Source organism: Fructobacillus broussonetiae (assembly GCF_018437275.1).
Taxonomy (GTDB): Bacteria; Bacillota; Bacilli; order Lactobacillales; family Lactobacillaceae; genus Fructobacillus; species Fructobacillus broussonetiae.
In genome coordinates this window covers 58,295-76,169 of record NZ_JAAMFK010000003.1, presented here as the reverse complement: position 1 = coordinate 76,169, position 17,875 = coordinate 58,295, and the positions used below count along the sequence as shown (strand labels likewise).

20 protein-coding genes are annotated in these 17,875 nt (G+C 47.0%); 15 read left to right on the top strand and 5 right to left on the bottom strand.

Annotation, left to right across the window (positions count from 1 at the left end; translation table 11 throughout):
• Positions 1 to 172: 172 nt before the first annotated feature.
• From G6R29_RS02890 to G6R29_RS02875, 4 genes are all read right to left on the bottom strand, one after another.
• Positions 173 to 799 carry a LemA family protein gene (locus G6R29_RS02890; protein WP_213808862.1) on the bottom strand — a complete coding sequence of 209 codons (627 nt, stop codon included), beginning with the start codon at positions 797 to 799 and terminating at the stop codon, positions 173 to 175.
• 69 nt (positions 800 to 868) lie between these two features.
• Positions 869 to 1,738, bottom strand: a complete 870-nt coding sequence (locus tag G6R29_RS02885) for a TPM domain-containing protein (RefSeq protein WP_213808861.1) — start codon at positions 1,736 to 1,738, stop codon at positions 869 to 871.
• 25 nt (positions 1,739 to 1,763) lie between these two features.
• Complete coding sequence (locus tag G6R29_RS02880) at positions 1,764 to 2,687, bottom strand: alpha/beta hydrolase (protein ID WP_213809009.1); 924 nt, start codon at positions 2,685 to 2,687, stop codon at positions 1,764 to 1,766.
• A gap of 13 nt (positions 2,688 to 2,700) precedes the next feature.
• Positions 2,701 to 3,924 (bottom strand): hypothetical protein, encoded by a 1,224-nt coding sequence (locus G6R29_RS02875; RefSeq protein ID WP_213808860.1) that lies wholly within the window; start codon positions 3,922 to 3,924, stop codon positions 2,701 to 2,703.
• A gap of 146 nt (positions 3,925 to 4,070) precedes the next feature.
• On the opposite strand from G6R29_RS02875, the gene G6R29_RS02870 reads away from it, so the two are divergent.
• From G6R29_RS02870 to G6R29_RS02820, 11 genes are all read left to right on the top strand, one after another.
• Positions 4,071 to 4,211, top strand: a complete 141-nt coding sequence (locus G6R29_RS02870; RefSeq protein WP_213808859.1) for a teichoic acid D-Ala incorporation-associated protein DltX — start codon at positions 4,071 to 4,073, stop codon at positions 4,209 to 4,211.
• Between the two features lie 12 nt (positions 4,212 to 4,223).
• Complete coding sequence (dltA, locus tag G6R29_RS02865) at positions 4,224 to 5,753, top strand: D-alanine--poly(phosphoribitol) ligase subunit DltA (RefSeq protein WP_213808858.1); 1,530 nt, start codon at positions 4,224 to 4,226, stop codon at positions 5,751 to 5,753.
• On the top strand, positions 5,746 to 6,963 hold the full coding sequence (gene dltB / locus G6R29_RS02860) for a D-alanyl-lipoteichoic acid biosynthesis protein DltB (protein ID WP_213808857.1): 1,218 nt from the start codon (positions 5,746 to 5,748) through the stop codon (positions 6,961 to 6,963). Before dltA ends, dltB begins: the two co-directional genes overlap by 8 nt.
• Before the next feature lie 43 nt (positions 6,964 to 7,006).
• Positions 7,007 to 7,243, top strand: coding sequence for a D-alanine--poly(phosphoribitol) ligase subunit DltC (gene dltC, locus G6R29_RS02855; protein WP_213808856.1), 237 nt, complete (start codon positions 7,007 to 7,009; stop codon positions 7,241 to 7,243).
• A 6-nt stretch (positions 7,244 to 7,249) separates the two neighbouring features.
• The gene (gene dltD / locus G6R29_RS02850) at positions 7,250 to 8,545 is read left to right on the top strand and encodes a D-alanyl-lipoteichoic acid biosynthesis protein DltD (protein WP_213808855.1); all 1,296 of its coding nucleotides are present in this window, start codon (positions 7,250 to 7,252) and stop codon (positions 8,543 to 8,545) included.
• Between the two features lie 67 nt (positions 8,546 to 8,612).
• The gene (gene acpS, locus G6R29_RS02845) at positions 8,613 to 9,017 is read left to right on the top strand and encodes a holo-ACP synthase (RefSeq protein WP_213808854.1); all 405 of its coding nucleotides are present in this window, start codon (positions 8,613 to 8,615) and stop codon (positions 9,015 to 9,017) included.
• Positions 9,014 to 10,156, top strand: coding sequence for an alanine racemase (gene alr / locus G6R29_RS02840; protein WP_213808853.1), 1,143 nt, complete (start codon positions 9,014 to 9,016; stop codon positions 10,154 to 10,156). Before acpS ends, alr begins: the two co-directional genes overlap by 4 nt.
• 37 nt (positions 10,157 to 10,193) lie before the next feature.
• Entirely contained in the window at positions 10,194 to 10,559 is a 366-nt protein-coding gene (locus G6R29_RS02835; RefSeq protein ID WP_213808852.1) for a type II toxin-antitoxin system PemK/MazF family toxin, read from the top strand.
• 85 nt (positions 10,560 to 10,644) lie between these two features.
• On the top strand, positions 10,645 to 11,343 hold the full coding sequence (locus G6R29_RS02830; RefSeq protein ID WP_213808851.1) for a response regulator transcription factor: 699 nt from the start codon (positions 10,645 to 10,647) through the stop codon (positions 11,341 to 11,343).
• Complete coding sequence (locus tag G6R29_RS02825) at positions 11,327 to 12,628, top strand: sensor histidine kinase (protein WP_213808850.1); 1,302 nt, start codon at positions 11,327 to 11,329, stop codon at positions 12,626 to 12,628. The genes G6R29_RS02830 and G6R29_RS02825 overlap by 17 nt, the downstream gene beginning before the upstream one ends.
• Positions 12,629 to 12,651: 23 nt before the next feature.
• Complete coding sequence (locus G6R29_RS02820; RefSeq protein WP_238476865.1) at positions 12,652 to 13,530, top strand: S1C family serine protease; 879 nt, start codon at positions 12,652 to 12,654, stop codon at positions 13,528 to 13,530.
• 216 nt (positions 13,531 to 13,746) lie between these two features.
• Here G6R29_RS02820 and G6R29_RS02815 read toward each other — a convergent pair whose 3' ends face one another.
• The gene (locus G6R29_RS02815; RefSeq protein ID WP_213809007.1) at positions 13,747 to 14,076 is read right to left on the bottom strand and encodes a thioredoxin family protein; all 330 of its coding nucleotides are present in this window, start codon (positions 14,074 to 14,076) and stop codon (positions 13,747 to 13,749) included.
• Positions 14,077 to 14,162: 86 nt separating this feature from the next.
• Between G6R29_RS02815 and G6R29_RS02810 the strand changes: the two genes are divergently transcribed.
• The 4 genes from G6R29_RS02810 (at position 14,163) to G6R29_RS02795 (ending at position 17,713) form a co-directional block, all read left to right on the top strand.
• Complete coding sequence (locus tag G6R29_RS02810) at positions 14,163 to 14,915, top strand: methylenetetrahydrofolate reductase (protein WP_213808849.1); 753 nt, start codon at positions 14,163 to 14,165, stop codon at positions 14,913 to 14,915.
• A gap of 118 nt (positions 14,916 to 15,033) precedes the next feature.
• Complete coding sequence (locus tag G6R29_RS02805; protein ID WP_213808848.1) at positions 15,034 to 16,884, top strand: APC family permease; 1,851 nt, start codon at positions 15,034 to 15,036, stop codon at positions 16,882 to 16,884.
• A 184-nt stretch (positions 16,885 to 17,068) separates the two neighbouring features.
• Positions 17,069 to 17,218 carry a hypothetical protein gene (locus G6R29_RS02800; RefSeq protein WP_213808847.1) on the top strand — a complete coding sequence of 50 codons (150 nt, stop codon included), beginning with the start codon at positions 17,069 to 17,071 and terminating at the stop codon, positions 17,216 to 17,218.
• 345 nt (positions 17,219 to 17,563) lie between these two features.
• Positions 17,564 to 17,713 (top strand): hypothetical protein, encoded by a 150-nt coding sequence (locus tag G6R29_RS02795; protein WP_213808846.1) that lies wholly within the window; start codon positions 17,564 to 17,566, stop codon positions 17,711 to 17,713.
• Positions 17,714 to 17,875 lie beyond the last annotated feature (162 nt).

Here is a 17,875-nt window from a genome sequence, read left to right as displayed (position 1 = left end):
TTTTCGTTTAAAATTTCCTTGCCTTTTTAAGCTTTCTTTAGTAAAGTAGAATTATTCTTTATGAGAGAATGGGAAAAGCCCGGGCCAGATGGTCCGGGCTTTTTTTCTCATTTTTAATTCAACTGCATTAGAAAAACCCGCTATAAAGCGGGTTTCTTAGAATTGTACTGACTTACTTACTGAAGTCAACCGTTGGATTTTTCTGTGCACTTTCGTCCGCTTGGTAGTAAGCCATTTTAGAATGACCGGTCATACCAGCAACCAATGATGATGGGAAGGACACAACCTTGTTGTTGTAATCTTGAACCGCTTGGTTGTACTTCTTACGTTCGTAAGTGACGCGGTTGTTTGCCCCTTCAATTTGAGCCATCAACGTCCCCATCTGGTCAGAAGACTTCAAATCCGGGTAGTTTTCTTGAATGGTTGAAACCATCAAGTTAAAGGCACGGTCCTGTCCCTGCATGGCAGAGGTCTTCTTATCTTGACTCGAAGCGTTGTCGTATGACTGCTTAGCCTGGTTGTACTGGGTACGTGCATCGGCAATCTTACCGTAGATGGCCGATTCTTGTCCCTGGGCACCCTTAACGGCGTTTACCAGGTTTGGAATCAAGTCCGCACGGTTTTGCAAGGCGGTTTGAATCTCACCGGTTGCCGCATCGACGTTTTGTTCTTGTTTGTTCAATCCGTTTGATGATGAAACGAACATCATGATGAGGATCAAGAAGACGGCCACGATTCCGGCCGTTACCTGAACACCGCGCTTCTTGTAGAAGGGTGTGTTTTCGTTAATCACAGTCATAGTATTTTCCTTTTCTTTTTGAATGATGATACGCGTTTATTCTATTGGAAGTCTTTTACGTTAAGCAAGTCAAAAGTCAGACCCGCCACCGCCAAAGTCGCCGCCTCCGCCGAAGCCACCGCCACCACCGAAGTGGTCGTCGTCATCGTCATAGTAGCTGTGCCGGCTTCCGGATGAAAGTAAATCACCAATCAACCAGCCCCAGAAGAAACCGCTGGCTCCGCTCGAGTGTCTTGCAGAACCGGGGCGCTGAGATTGGCCCTGATAGCGGCCTAATGATTTCAAGACCAAGACAATCACAATCACGAGCAGAATGGCAAGTATGACGAGAATGAAGGCAATCAATCCTGAGGGCGCTGATTGGAAGGGATTTTTCTTCTCCGTTTCACCACCAAGGGCTTGGTTGTACGAAGCTTCGATGTCTTGAATCAGCTGGCGAATCCCTTGGTCGACTTTGGCCATGTCCTGGGACTTCAAATTGTCCTGATTCTTGACGAAGAGCTGGTGAATCTTTCCGTCGGGCAGGTAAGCTTCAGCACCTGTCCCGGTGGCCACGCGAATCTTGTTCTGGCCGCCGTTTTTGGCAAAGACAATCAGGATACCGTTGTTTTCTTTTTTCGATCCGACCTTCCAATTTTTCCCAAGCGTCAGTTCGTTGGTGAAGTCCGCAATCGACATGCCATCAGTCGAATCAACGGTCAAGATGGCGATTTGCGGTTGCTTTTCGTCACTTTCCGCCCGTTGGTTTTGCTGGTTAATAAGTTGGCTTGTATCCGCTGTCAGTACTTTGGCTCGGTCCGTGATGAACGGGTTTTCACCATCTGGCTTAATCTGACTCGGGTCGTCGGCCGAGGCGAATGGCCCGAACGCCAGTAGAACGAACAATGAAAGCACCATACCAAGAAGGGTTTTCTTCCATCCGCTGTTTTTTACTGTCAAAGTCAAACCCTCCCTTCGAGCTTGATTAGTTCTCTGGACGATCGTTTTTGTTGGATTCATCCTTCAACTTGTTGGTGTTATTTCGTGGGTTCTTTCCCTTGTTTTGAAGAATGAGCTCACGGATTAAGTTCACGACCTCGGGGTTTTCTGGCAACCAGTAGTGGGAAGCGTTGTCCCCGGAAACCGTGGTTTGCGTGTACTTGGCCACCTTCTTTTGGAAGATGTACTTACCGGTCAAGACCGACTGGACATTGACTGTACCATCGTCTGTGTAGTCATCGGATCCGGCAACGGAGTATACGTTCAAATCCTTTGGTAGGTTATCTGATCCTTCGATGAAGTCGTTTAACATCGTCGTCTTCTTGGTTGTTGATGATTCGTTGAAGTTAAATGGTGTTCCCAAGGTCATCAACGTACGGATGTGGAAGCTTTGGCTTGAGTAGTAGTTTTCCAGGTAGTCCGTCCAAATCAAGCCACCGTTTGAGTGACCGATGGAAGAGAAGTTACGGAAGTGGTACTTGCTTTGCAGGTCAGACATCACGCGGCCCAAGGCCTGAGAATCGGCCTGAATGGTTGGGTAGTTATCATCGTTATTAACGAAACCAACGACGATGAAGGGCTGTCGGTTGGACTTGGTCAAGTGACCGGAATAGGTGAGCGAACCATCTTTTTCGACCTGAACCTTCAAAACCGAGTGGTTGTCGTTTGATTTATCCTGTGAGTTCAACGTATCAATTAAATCGTCGAAACGACGGATGGTTGCTGAAGAACCCGGGATGAAAATAACCGGTTCCATTCGCGCCTTCTGGATGGCCCGGTCGTTTTGGTGCTCCGTTAACATCCACATGCGGCCAAGAATACCAAGAACGGCCACGAATGCGATGGCCAAAATTAAGGCGACTTTGCCGGATTTTGGCAGGCGATGAATAGAAGTAACGGTTTTCTTCATTAAAGCTTTCAACTTATTCATACTGGCCTCCTAACTTGTCCGCTTTTACAAATGGCCAGTAAATGAGTACCGACACGAGTAAAACAATGAGCGTCACCGCTAGTGAGCGGTAGGGCGTCTGTGATGCGAAGAAGGACAGAAGAATGTGTGGCGTGCTGTTCGGCACGGCAAAAACGGTTGGGCGAACCCATCCGGCTAGAATGAACCAGGTGGTGAACACCGTGCCGAAGACGGAGGCCAAAATCATTGGAACGAGCATGAGTGGCCGTAGAAATAGCGGGTAACCGTATGCCAAGATTTTTGATGAATCAAAGATGGCAGGTAAGAAAGCAAAGAGACCGAGTCGCCTTGTCTTCTTATTTTGTTGCAGAACCAAGACGATGACCAATCCCAAAGCCGCTCCCGTTCCGCCGAGCATGGCGGCCGTTGTCAAAACGGAGTAGGGGTTTGCTGGGTATGGTAACTGGGCCATCACTGCCTGGTAAACGGCGTTCATGTTGCTGTTTACTTGGGAAAGATCCATGGAAGCAGCCGTTAAATCCATCGGAACGGCAAAGCCGAGCACAAAGAGGATTGGGGCGACAATGGCAGCGAGTAACAGGCCGTACCAGTGCGCAAAGAAGGTCTGCGAGAAGAAGTCCGCATAACTGTTTGAAATCAGCAACTTTGGCAAGTGGCTATATAAGAGGGAAACGAGGCCAAGAACGATGGCGCCCCACAAGAGATAGGCAAAGCCGAAGTCGGCGAGCTTTCCCTTAGTCAAACGAGTCAGTCCAACAAAAGAGAGGTTAGCCAAATAAGTGAGCGCGATGACGATAATGATGTGAATGGCTGACTGGCTGGCGTAACTATAAGTTGCAAAGCCGTATGATAGCGCCAGAGCGAAGTTGATTAAGACGGGCAGCAGCTCGTCTTTTTGATAACCGTAAACTTGTAACTTCCGATTTAAGTAGCTCTTTGTCCACAAAGCCATGACGAAGGCGATGACCAAGTAGTCGAAGGCAGCGGTCAAAAAGAGCATTCCTTGGTAGAAGGGCATTGGCCGTAACTTAATGTGGAAGACAGCGGGAATCAACGCGCTTCGATCCAAAAACAGCTTTAAGAAAAGATGTAAGTAAACGTTAATAATAACGAGCGGGACCATTTTTTTAAAAGCTGCAAATAAAGTGTTTACAGGCAGTAGTTTTGAAAAAGTCAAATCCAACTCGGCCAATTTTTTGAAACTTCTTTGAAACATCGGTACCTTCTTTGTCCTTGAGCTAATCAGACCGCCTATACAGCAATCTAATTTGTGCTATAATAGGCGGAGTATTTTACTGTAACTTAGTGGTGCTTATGCCGCTAATTATACACTAATTAGATTGAATTTGGGGGCATGACGCGATGTTTCAACGCTTCATAAAAAGGCCTTGGGTTGCCTTTGTCACGAAAACCCTGGTCTACTTTTTGATCATGTTGTTTTTGATATACTTATACGGCTACTCTGGTGTAACCGGTGGACACTTTATTTATAACGAGTTCTAAGAGGTTTAAATAATGATTGAAAATATTTACAAGCATATCGACGCTTTCGCGCTCGAAAACCCCGACAAAATTGCCTATGACGAAATGGGTAACACGCACACTTACGGTGAATTGAAGGCTTACTCAGATTCACTTGCTGCGTACTTAGATGAACAAAACTTAGCTCCTAAGGCGCCAATCATGGTCTTTGGTGGTCACCAATTTGAAATGGTTGCCGCCTTCTTGGCAGCTGTTAAGTCTGGTCACGCCTATGCGCCAGTCGACAAGGACTCAACAAATGACCGAATCGAAAACATTTTGGAAATCGGTCAACCAGCCGCAGTGATTGCATTGGACGAATTGCCAATGGCCATCGATTCCGTTCCTGTCTTCCAGGGCGACGAATTGAAGCAAGCCTTTACTGCTGGTAAGGATTACGAACTCACACACCCTGTATTGGGAGATGATAACTACTACATCATCTTTACCTCCGGTACAACCGGTAAGCCAAAGGGTGTTCAGATTTCACACAAGAATGCACTTTCTTACATTAATTGGATGTTGTCTGACGACTTCGATTTGGGGGATGGTCAAAACATCTTGGCCCAAACACCGTTCTCATTTGACGTATCCGTTATGTCATGGGCCGGCGCTTTATTGGCTGGTGGGGTTATGAAGGCCTTGCCAAAGGAAGTGGCTGACGACTTTAAGCAACTCTTTGAAGCTTTGCCAAAGATGGAATTGGACCGTTGGGTTTCAACACCATCATTTGCAAACGTGGCTTTGCTTTCACCAGACTTCAACGCGGATAACTATCCAAATTTGAAGACCTTCTTGTTCTGTGGAGAAGTGTTGACTTCTGCTACTTCAAAGAAGTTGCGTGAACGCTTCCCACAAGCAAAGATTTACAACACGTACGGTCCAACGGAAGCAACCGTTGCCGTTTCAGCCTTGGAAATTACGGATGACGTACTTGCTAAGTACGACAAGTTGCCTATCGGTTACATGAAAGAAGACATGAAGGCAACCATCATGGACAAGGAAGGAAACACCTTGCCAACTGGTGAATCCGGTGAGTTGGTTCTTTCTGGACCAGCTGTTTCAAAGGGTTACTTGAACAACCCTGAAAAGACAAAGGCTGCTTTCTTGGAAGTAAACGGTGAGCCTGGTTACCGCACTGGTGACTTGTGTTTCGAAGATGAAGACGGACTCTTGCACTACAAGGGACGTATGGACTTCCAAATCAAGTTGCACGGCTTCCGAATCGAATTGGAAGAAGTTGCTCAGCACTTGACCCAATCATCATGGGTTGAACAAGCAGCCGCTGTTCCACGTTACGATCAAAACGGGGATGTTAAGCAACTTTTGGCCATCGTTGTTCCTAAGGACAACGACTTTGAAAAGCCAATGGACTTAACGAATGCCATCAAGGAAGACTTGAAGGACATCATCATGCCTTACATGATGCCATCCCGCTTCATCTACCGTGAACAAATGCCGTTGACTCAAAACGGTAAGATTGATCTTAAGGGATTGATTGCCGAGGTGAATGGCAATGCTTAATTTACAACCTTACGCAGATCCGACCTACTTCTTGTACCTCTTGGCCGCTCTCGTGCCACTTGCTATCGGGTTGTACTTTGGAAAGCGCTTTGTCACTTATGAAATTCTGGTCTCACTGGCCTTTATCTTCTTAATCTTTGACGAAGGGCACTACATTAATCAAGGAATCGCCTTAATCGGCTATTCCATCTGGCAGTTCTTCTTGGTTTGGGGATACATCACCTACCGGAAGAAAGCCAACAAGGCCTGGGTCTTTTACCTGGCAGCCTTCCTTTCCATTCTGCCAATTATTTTGGTTCGAATTTCAGGAACGGGCTTGTTTAAGCCACAGTTGTCACTCTTTGGATTCCTCGGAATTTCTTACTTGACCTTCCGTTCAGTTGGAATGATCATCGAAACACGTGACGGTGTGACCCACGACTTCAACCCAATCATGTTCTTGCGCTTCATGCTCTTCATGCCAACGTTGTCTTCTGGACCAATCGACCGCTACTCACGCTTTGCAAAGGATGCGGCCGTCGCCCCAGAGCGTTCACGTTACATTGAGCTTTTGGGTGAAGCAACGAAGAAGTTGTTCTTAGGATTTGTATACAAGTTCATCTTGTCTTACTACTTCGGCGAAATCATTTACCCATACTTCCAAAACCAAGCAATGTCTGACGCCCACCACGGCATGCTCTTGTCATGGTGGTTGATTCCGGTTGCTTATTCATATGGAATGTACTTGTTCTTTGACTTTGCTGGTTACTCACTCTTTGCCTTGGCGATTTCATACGTCATGGGAATCGAGTCACCAATCAACTTCAACAAGCCTTACGGCTCAAAGAACATCAAGGAATTCTGGAATCGCTGGCACATGTCACTTTCCTTCTGGTTCCGTGACTTCGTCTTCATGCGTTTTGTCTTCTTGTTCTTGAAGAACAAGTGGATTAAGAACCGTAACACCGTTTCAACGATTGCCTACTTTGTTAACATGTTGACCATGGGACTCTGGCACGGCTTGACTTGGTTCTACATCGTTTACGGTTTGATGCACGCCACTGGAATGGCGGTAAACGACGCATGGATTCGCTTCAAGCGAAAGCACAAGGATAAGATTCCACACAACAAGTTCACGGAAGCTTTTGCTGTGGTCTTGACTTTCCACTTTGTCATTTTGACCTTTTTGGTCTTCTGTGGCTTCCTGGACACATTCTGGTTCCACCGTTAAAATCGAGATTGTATAAACACACTATTTAAGAGGAGAAACACTCATGGACGTAAAAGCAGGCGTATTAGAAGTATTGAACAACATCATCGGCGAAGACATGGCTGATCAAATGGACGAAAACCTTTTTGACTCAGGTTTGTTGGACTCAATGGCCACTGTTGAATTGCTCTTGGAATTGGAAGGCCGTTTTGGTATCCAAGCTCCAGTTTCAGAATTCAACCGTGAAGACTGGGACACTGCAAACAAGATCATCGCTAAAGTAGAATCATTGATGGGATAAGACAAAATGTCTGACAAGAAAAAACTCTGGCAGATTTTTGGTCCAGTGCTTGCAGCCTTTGTTTTGTTAGCATTGGTCTTCTTTCTACCATTCTCTTTGACGAATTACAGTCAAAAAGACTTAAAAGAAGCTTCGGTTTCTTTCTCAGCAAAAATTGTGAAGGGTGAAGCGGTTAAAAACGCAGCCTTCAGTGATAAAAAAGTCAACTACGTACCATTCTTTGGTTCTTCAGAACTTTCTCGCTTTGACTCTCTCCACCCATCTGTTTTGGCGGAAAAGTACAACCGTAACTACCGCCCATTCATGTTGGGGAAGGCTGGGTCAGAATCAATGGTGCACTTCTTGAACATGCAAGAAATGCCCAACGGTTTGAAGAAAAAGAAGGCCGTCTTCGTGATCTCACCACAGTGGTTCACAAAGACTGGTACGGACGCTGCCTTTGATATCTTCTACTCACCACTTCAAGTGGTGGACTGGTTGTTGAACTTGGAAGGCAACACGCCATCTGAAACCGACCAGTTCATGGCCAAACAAGTGAAGAAGGAATCGATTGTTAAAAACAGCTCCTTCTACAACCGCTTGTTGACCAAGGTGGCAGACGGACAGTCACTATCTAACACTGACCGTTCTGCTTTGAAGGTAAAGCACCAAGTCTTGTCACGCCAAGACGCCTTGTTCTCACGACTTGATTCTTCATCATCAAACTACAAGAACCAAGTTCAAAAGGATGACCGTCCGTTGCCAAAGGTTTACTCAAAGAATGCTTTGGACCGAATTGGTTACGACGAAGGTGAAAAGGGTACGACAAACAACGAATTCCATATTAAGAATTCCTTCTACCGCACACGAATCATGCCTGAAAAGGGTGCGTTGAAGGGTGTTCAGAAGTCTTATGACTACACGCAATCCGTTGAGTACGCTTACTTCCAATCCGTATTGGAAACCTTTGCCAAGAACGACACGGAAGTGGAATTCGTCATTACGCCTGTTAACAAGCGTTGGACGGAATACACTGGCTTGGACAACGACATGTATCAGCAGTCTGTTTCTAAGATCAAGCACCAGTTGCGTAGCCAAGGATTTAACAACATCGCCGATTTGTCTCGCCGTGGAGGAGAAGACTTCTTCATGCAAGACACGATCCACATTGGATGGCGTGGTTGGTTGGCCTTGGATCAGTTCTTGAACCCATTCTTGTCCGGTAGCTACCAAGCACCTAACTACCAAATGAATGATCGCTTCTTGTCAACTGACTGGCAGAACTTGAAGCCTTCAGAACAAAACGTTTCTGACTTTCAATAAATAAAGTAAAAAAGCACCGACTGGCGAAATAAATGCCTTGTCGGTGCTTTTTTGTTAAAATAAGAATATGATTATAGGCATTGGAAACGACATGGAGTCGATTAGTCGAATCGAAGCAGTTTTGAATCGACGCCCGAACTTCTTGTCGACAATTTTAACCCCAAAAGAGCTTGAAGTGGCAAACAAACGCTCAGGCAAGCACTACCTTGAATTCGTGGCCGGACGCTTTTCAGCAAAGGAGGCTTATTCAAAGGCATTGGGGACTGGCATTGGAAAGGCTGTATCCTGGCAGGATATCTGCATCTTAAACGATGACAAGGGCCGACCAGTCATCGAAGTTTTAGGCCAGAAGAACGAATTGTCCGTTGCCATTACCCATTCCGGTGACTATGTCTCAACGATTGTCACCATTGAGAAGTTGTCCTTGTGGCAAAAGATTTCAAAGAAACGCTGGGAGAGAAGAGAGAAATGACAAGAACAAGTGCAGCCTTAAAGCGCCGTGGGCTGGCATTTTTTCGCTCAAAAAAAGCCTTGGTGCATAACGCCAAGGCCGTCATGGAAGTCGCCAATGCAAAGCGCTTAATCGCCGTTGTGAAGGCAAACGCCTACGGCTATGGCGATACCTGGGCAGCAAAGACGCTGAACCAAGAACTTGGCGTGAAGGACTTCGCCGTTGCGACACTTGATGAAGGGGTCCGTGTCCGTTCGGCTCTGCCAGACGACTGCGATGTGATTTTGCTCGGGGTTCAGCCCGCCTTCTTGGCCGACGAGATGGCTGAAAAGAATCTGTCGCCAGTGGCAGGCTCTTTTGATTGGTTGCTTGCTGCAAAGAAAGCGATTGATGAAAAAGATAAGAAACTCCCGGCTCTGAAGATTCACTTGGCGGTGGATACGGGTATGGGTCGTTTAGGTGCGAAAACGCGAGCAGAGCTCGCTTCCATGTACAACTTTGTTTGTGCAGAGGACTGTTTCGAATTAGCTGGCGTGATGACCCATTTTGCTACGGCGGATGAAGACAACCAGCCATACTACGATCAACAGTTGGCCGACTTCATGGCCATGGTGAAGGGACTCGATATTCCCGAAAAGTACTGCCACGTGGCAAACTCCGGTTCGGCTCTTTACCACCACGATGAGGTGCCGACCGACACGATTCGCGTTGGATCCGTTCTTTACGGGTATAATCCGGCCTTACCGGACCGTCCGAGCCCAATTGAGCTCGAACCGGTTGGTTCTTTGGTTGGTCAAATCTGGGGTGTGCACCGCTTGTTAAAGGGCGAATCATTGTCTTACGGGGCAACCTATACAGCAAATGAAGACCAATGGGTTGGAACGATTCCCGTTGGTTACGCCGACGGTTTGAAGCGAACGCTTTCCGGCATGACCGTCTTAGTGAACGAACAGGAAGAAAAGATTCTCGGTCGTGTCACGATGGATCAAATCATTATTTCCTTAAGAGAGCCAGTTGCCGTTGGTTCGGAAGTGACTTTTATAGGAAAAGACCAAGAAAAAGAGATCAAAATCGAAGACGTTGCTGAATACGGCGACACGATTCCGCACGAATTGCTCACGGGCATTTCAAGCCGCGTGCCACGGGTTGACGTCGACTAATAAAGGGCCTTGGCCCGTACATAAATAAGAGGATAACATGGCTGCAGACTATGAAAACGTGCAAAGAGGTGATGTCTTCTTTGCAGATTTGAAACAGGGGATTGGCTCCGAACAGGGGGGTGTTCGCCCCGTCCTGGTTGTTCAAAATAACCGGGGAAACCAGAACGCACCGACAACGATCGTACTCGCCATTACGTCAAAGATGATGAAGGCGAAGTTACCAACGCACGTGAACCTGCCTTCCGAGCTCGGGATCATTAAGAAGGACTCCGTTATCTTGGGCGAACAGGTGCGAACGATTGACAAGCTCCGTTTAAGAGACCGAATTGGCCATCTTGAACCAGATAGTGCTACTATGAAGGCAGTGGAAAAAGCACTCAAGATTAGCCTTGCGCTAAATTAAAAGTTCTGCTTTAATTTAGCCTTAATCTAATCCTGCTAATTTTAAGAGAATTAAAAAGCGAAAGCTTAGCAAAAGAGGTGTACACATGGCAAAGGCAATTAAAATCTTACTAATCGAAGATGATGTGAACTTGGCGGACAACGTGGTTGATTCACTGAAGGATTTTGCTGACGTCACTTCCGTTCAAGACGGTTTGGACGGTGAGTTTGAGGCCAAGGAATCACCCTTTGATCTGATTATTTGTGACTTGATGTTACCCGGTCAATCCGGATTGGACATCATCAAAAAGGTTCGTGAAGCCAAGGTGGTGACGCCCGTCTTGATTCTGACGGCGAAGGCTTCCCTCGACGACAAAATCGAAGGCTTCAACGTTGGAGCAGACGACTACTTGACCAAGCCCTTCCACCGCGAAGAGTTGCTTGTGCGCGTGAAGGCCTTGCTTCGCCGAACGGGTGTGTACTCCGAAGACAACACCATGACCGTTGGTGAATTAAGCATCAACTTAGAAAACCGTGGCGTGACCGTACATGGTCAGGCCGTTAAGTTGGTCGGAAAAGAATTCGACATCTTAACTTACCTTGGTCAAAACAAGAACATCATCGTAACCCGTGACCAAATCTTTGATCGCGTTTGGGGTGTTGATTCCGATACGACGATTAACGTGGTGAACATCTACTTGAACAACCTCCGTCGTAAGCTCGAGGCCGTTGGTCAAGGTGGCTTGATCAAGACGCTTCGTAACATCGGCTTTATCTTAGAGGTGCCAGATGACCAAGCTGATTAATCGCAAACAGCAAGTTGATAACTTTGCGACTTTGGCTCTTGGATTAATGGTGATCTTTACTTTCCTCGCCGGGGTTATCTTCTGGATTTACACATCCACGATTTACGATAATTCCGACCGCGTCATCAACCAGTACGTCTCTTACTACCAGCAGGCAACGGATAAGGTAAACAACGGGATGGGAAAGGATAGTGCCGGCTTTGGCCGCGATCCTGAAGTGTTCCGTGGGAACGTGCTCTACTTTGATGATGCAGGAAAACAAATTGAAAACCAGGTTAACACTGGAACAAAAAACGTGTTGACTCGGAAGTTCAAACTGACCTTCAACCAGAGTGATTTGGGAGAAGGACCACAGACCATTCGAAAAAACGAAACTTACCTGCGCATTCAAGCCGTTAAGTTTAAGAAGGGGACCGTTTTGGCTCCTGGAGAAAACGGTTTGCAATCCGCTGCTTACGGTTATGTCTTCGTCGATGTAACCGACACCGTTGTCAATCTGAAGAAGTTCCAGGACGTGCTGATTTGGTCCTTCCTGTCTGCCTTCATCTTTGCGCTGTTCTTCGCCTTTTACATCGCAAGACAGTCAATGAAGCCGGTTATTCGTGCTTGGCAGCAGCAACAAGACTTCGTTAACAACGCTGCCCACGAACTTCGGACACCGATGACCGTTATTCAAGGAAAGCTCGAGAACCTACTGACAAGACCGACGTCCACGATTCGAGAAGAATCCGATGCCGTCATCTTATCCCTATCAGAAATTAGGCGACTCAATTCCTTGACCAACAACATGTTGACCTTGGCCAAGACCGGTTCAAACATGACGAAGGTTGAAAAGGAAAAGACCGACGTGAAGTCCTTCTTGGGCTCGGCCCTTTCGCCATACATCGAAATGGGTGAAATTTCTGGTAAAGACGTGACGGTCGACGTAAACGTTGACAAGAAGGTTTCCATCGATCGAAAGCGGATTCACCAGCTCTTGGTTTTGCTGATGGATAACGCTTTGAAGTACTCGGAAGAGGGCGACAAAATCAACGTTTCTGCTTCCGTTAACAAGAAGTGGTTACAGATTGAAGTGGCTGATACTGGTCGCGGAATCTCAGATGAAGCAAAGAAGCACATCTTTGACCGTTTCTACCGCGAAGACAAAACGGGAAACCGAAAGACTGGTGGAACCGGTCTTGGACTGTCCATCGCCGAATGGATAGTGAGCGCTCACAATGGTAAAATTAGCGTGAGTGATAACCATCCAAAGGGAACAATCTTTAAGGTTAGTCTTCCCATTTAATTCAAATACAAAGAAGGGAGTGGATGATGAAGAATGAAATTTCAATGCTGCGGCGCCACATTCGCATTGTGCTTGTCTTGCTGCTAGCCTTTGTTGTCGGTGGTGCGGTTGTTATGGCCAGTGCATTGCCAAATTCTTGGTACCAGAATCGTCTGGCGAAAGCGACGCACACAAACGCCGCTGGAATTACCACGGTCGCACCGGTTGCCTACGTGTCGAACAGCAAAGCTAAGCAAGCCTTTGATAACATGAAGGACGCCGTTGTTACCGTTCAAAACCTTCAGAAATCCGCTTCCCTGTCTGATGGTGCCGATGCCTTCGACAGCCAAAACAAGAGCACCCAAGAAAGCAGTTACGACACGGCTTCCGAAGGATCCGGTGTGGTTGTCGACATTAACAAGAAGTCCGCCGACATCGTCACGAACGCACACGTTATCCAGAATTCCGCATCAATCCAGGTGATTGATGCAAACGGTGACAAGGTGAACGCAAAGCTCATCCGTTCAGATAGCAGTCAGGACCTGGCCTTGATTCGCGTCTCATCTAGCCATTTCAAGAAAGCGGCGAAGTTTGCTGACTCGGATAAAGTGAAAACGGGACAAGCCGTCATGGCTTTGGGCTCACCATTGGGTGCTGCCTACCAGTCCACGATGACCAAGGGAATCGTTTCCTCTGCTAAGCGTAGCTTAGTGTCAACGGAAACAAACAACCACCAGGTTACCGTCATCCAGACCGATGCCGCCATTAACCAGGGGAACTCTGGTGGGGCTTTGATCAACGAATCTGGGCAGGTTATCGGCATTGCGTCCTCAAAGATTACCGCTTCTGCTCAAAATACCAACATTGAAGGAATGGGCTTTGCCATTCCATCGAACCAGGTGTTGGCATTTATTGGAAAATAACGATCGGTTAATAAAGAAGCCCACTCGAAAGAGCGGGCTTTTTTGAAGGAAAGTGAAGGGCTTGTGTGGGCAGCTGTGTTAGTGCGGTGTGTTAATAGGGGCTGTGCTTGTGTGGGACTGCTTTTGGGACGCTTCTTCACGCTAAACAGGTCAATAAAAAAGCAGCTGGCTTCAATATCGAGGCGAGCTGCTTTTTATTTGTTAAAATAGGTGAGATTAAGAAAGGGTATTTTCGTACCATTCTTTGATTTGGTTTGGTGTGATTCGCTCACCGTGACCGATTTGGTCAACCTTCTTACCGTCTTCGAATAAGACAAAGGTTGGAATTCCCTTCAAGCCGTGTTCTGCGGCCCAGTCGAGGTTTTCGTCGCGGTCGGCATCCATCCAGTTTGACGTCTTGACGATTTCATCCTTCAGACCTTGAACGAAAGGCTTGATGACCTTGCAATCACCACACCATTCCGTTGACATGAAGACCAGGTTACGTCCCGGTTGCTTAATGAATGCGGCGAGTTCCTCGTTTGTGTTTGATTCAGGTTTGTACATCATAGCACCTCCAATTGCATTCAATTTTAACACAGAAAAATAAATTGGTCGAGTTGAGTAAAGTTGACTAAGAAAGGAAAGAGATGATGGTAGAATATCGAATTGACCCGCACGAAATCAGTGATTTAGACGGATTTTCAGTCGAGTTGACGGTAGGTAAAGTCAAAACCTTGCTGGAAAATGGTCTGGACCGGAAAGCAATGGAGGCCACTTTTTTCTCCGTCGTTAATCAAGGAGAAAGCGAATCAGATTTTTGTGAGCTACTGGAGACGGCTTCTCATCTGCAGCGGGCTACTGGGCGGCCGGTCCTCGTTCACTTGCGTGCCGGGGATATATCGGCTGTTGGCGTTTTGGAATTCTTGAAGCGCGTGAAAGCTCTGGAGCTATCAAACTTCTTGATCATCACCGGGGATAAACGACGGTTGGATGATGGTTTTTCCACTGGACTGGCGTTACTTTCCGCCCTCCGGGATGCAGCCGGTGATGAGATCACGCTCGCTTCAACAATCGACGTGAATCAAGCTGCCGGGCGGACGGCCACTATGCTGTTGGAGGAGTGGGAGAAAAGAAACGAGTGCGGGGCGGACTTTGCCATTACTCAGATTTTCTTCGAACCGGAGATGCTGATTGGGTTAAGAAAAAAGTTAGAAAACGATGCGGTTATTGTTCCCGGATTGGTGAGCGGTCTTTCCGAAAAGCAGGTGGGATGGATTGAATGCGTGCTCGGTATTACCGTCCCGATGGACTTTCGACAAAACCCCGTTGCCTTTAACAAACGCTTGAAAGAGCGACTAAATAAGTCCGGTTTCGGCTTCTTCCATTACTTTGGAATGGATTAAAGAAAAATGAAAATATGAGTCCTTTGAAAGCTGATTTAAAAGCTTTTCTAGGGTCTTTTTTTATTCAAATAAAAGGCGTACAATAGAGACTTATCAAGAGAAAAACGGGAGAGAAACCATGTTTCGTAACCTTAAACGTGTCATTATTGGAAAACCATTGAAGACCTCTGAAGCAGCTGGTCAGTCATTGACGAAGTCCAAGGCCCTGGCCTTGCTTTCATCCGATGCCTTGTCATCTGTTGCCTATGGTACGGAATCAATTACTTCTGTATTGATTGCTGCCGGGGCAGTGGCTTTGTGGCTGCAATTGCCAATCGCTTTGATCATCATGGTCTTGCTGGCGGCCATCGTTTTGTCGTACCGTCAAATTATTAAAGCCTACCCAAACGGTGGGGGAGCCTACACGGTTGCCAGCCAGAACTGGGGGTCAAAGGCTGGGCTTGTTGCCGGGGGATCGCTTCTTGTCGATTACATGTTGACGGTTGCGGTTTCTGCCTCAGCCGCCGCTGACGCAATTACGGCCGCCGTTCCAGCGCTTTACCATTTTGCGGTGCCGTTGTCACTATTCACCATCATTGTTTTGACGGCGTTGAACCTTCGTGGTTTGCGTGAATCCGCCAACTTCTTGATGGTTCCTGTCTACTTCTTTATCGTGGTCATGTTCATCACGATTGGATTTGGACTCTTCCAGGCAGCAACGGGTGCTATTCCGGCCCACCAGGCAGCAAAGATTGGTACGGACTTCTCAGGACTTTCCATCATCTTCTTCCTACGTGCCTTGTCATCTGGTTCCTCATCATTGACCGGTGTTGAAGCCATTTCAAACGCTGTGCCTAACTTCAAGGAACCAAAGGAAAAACACGCCGCCACGACGTTGACGATGATGGCCGGAATCTTGGCCTTCTTCTTCCTCGGTATCACGTTCCTTTCCTACTGGTATGGAATCCAACCAAACAGCCACTCAACGGTTTTGGCCCAAATCGCTTCCGAAACCTTTGGTGGTCACAACATTTTCTTCTACCTCGTTCAGTTGGCAACGGCATTGATTTTGGCCGTCGCTGCGAACACCGGATTCTCAGCCTTCCCAGTGTTGGCTGTTAACCTGGCTCGTGACAAGTACTTACCACACCTTTACTTGGACCGAGGTGATCGTTTGGGTTACTCAAACGGAATCTTGTCCCTTTCAATTGGAGCCATCATTTTGACGATTGTCTTCCACGGTTCAACGGATAACTTGATTCCGTTGTACGCCGTCGGTGTGTTCGTGCCATTCACGTTGTCACAGTCTGGTATGATCATTCACTGGTTCCGCAACCGTCATGATGAAAAGGCTTGGTGGTTTAAGTCCATCATCAACTTCATTGGTGCTGCGATGTCAGCCGGATTAGTGGTGGTTTTGTTCGTTACGCGTTTGACCCACGTTTGGCCATACTTGGTCATCATGCCTTTGGTTCTGGCGCTTTTCTTCAAGATTCACCGCCACTACGAAGCCATCGCCCGTCAATTGCGTTTGCAATACGTGAACAACGTTGAATCCGTTCGTCACCAATACGACGGATCAACGGCCATTGTTTTGGTTTCAAACTTGACCCGCGTGACGTCTGAAGCCGTTGATTACGCACAATCAATCGCTACCAAAGTCGTCGCCATGCACGTTTCATTCGATGAGAATCCTGGACGTGAAGCGAAGATTCAAGCGCAGTTCAAGGAAGACTTTGGCGACGTCCGCTACGTTGACGTCCACACGTCTTACCGTTCAATCGTAAAGCCGGTCATCGGCTTCGTGAAGAAGGTTTCTAAGCAGTCTGAGAAGGTGAACCACTCCGTTACGGTCATCATTCCTCAGTTCGTACCAAAGAAGCCATGGCAAAATATCTTACACAACCAATCATCTTTCCGTTTGCGTACCGCGCTTTCAGGAATGGATAACATTTCAATCTCAACTTACTACTACCACTTGTCAGAGTAAGTTTGTAAATAAAAAGACCGCAGTGTTGACTGCGGTCTTTTTTGGGATGTCAGTTAGGGCCATTTTCTTGACCTAATCGACAAGTTTTCATCTGTTTTAGCGAAATGATTTGACCAACCCGTTATCATGGGGGCGATAAAGAAGCCGAGACGGTGGCGTTGACCGACAAAAGGAGGTAAGGCCTATGGAGAAATTCATGGGTATGATTCCGATTGAAAGGAACGCCATGCCCGATTTTTGGGATTGGTTCGACACCTTGGTACGCTGGGGAAACCTAGCCATTAAGCTTGATCGAATCATGAAGATGTTACTGTCGTTGCACGACAAGAACTAAAAAAACGGGCAACCATCTCGCTTTAGCGGGTGATGATGGTTGTCCGTCAACAATATCACTTGCCACCGCCTTGGGCGGCTTTATCCGAGAAGAGGGTTAGCTCTCCTCTTTTCGTACATAGTTTACCACGGCCGAAAAGATTTTCAAACAAATGAGGTCGTTTAGGACAAGCAAAAAGCCCGCGCCAAGGTGCGGACTTTTTGTATAGGTGTCAGTTAGGACAATATCGTGACCTAATCGACAATTTTTGGACTCTTTTGTCGGTTCTATTTGAACGACTCGTTATGATGGTGGCGATAAAGAAGCCGAGACGGTGGCGTTGACCGACAAAAGGAGGTAAGGCCTATGGAGAAATTCATGGGCATGATTCCGATTGAAAGGAACGCCATGCCCGATTTTTGGGATTGGTACGACACCTTGGTGCGCTTGGGAAACCTGGCCATTAAGATGGAACGGATCATGAAGAAGTTAATGTCGTTGCACGACAAGAACTAAAAAAACGGGCAACCATCTCGCTTTAGCGGGTGATGATGGTTGTCCGTCGCCACTATAACTTGCCACCGCCTTGGGCGGCTTTATCCGAGAAGAGGATTAACTCTCCTCTTTTCGTACATAGTTTACCACGGCCGAAAAGATTTTCAAACAATTGAGGTCGTT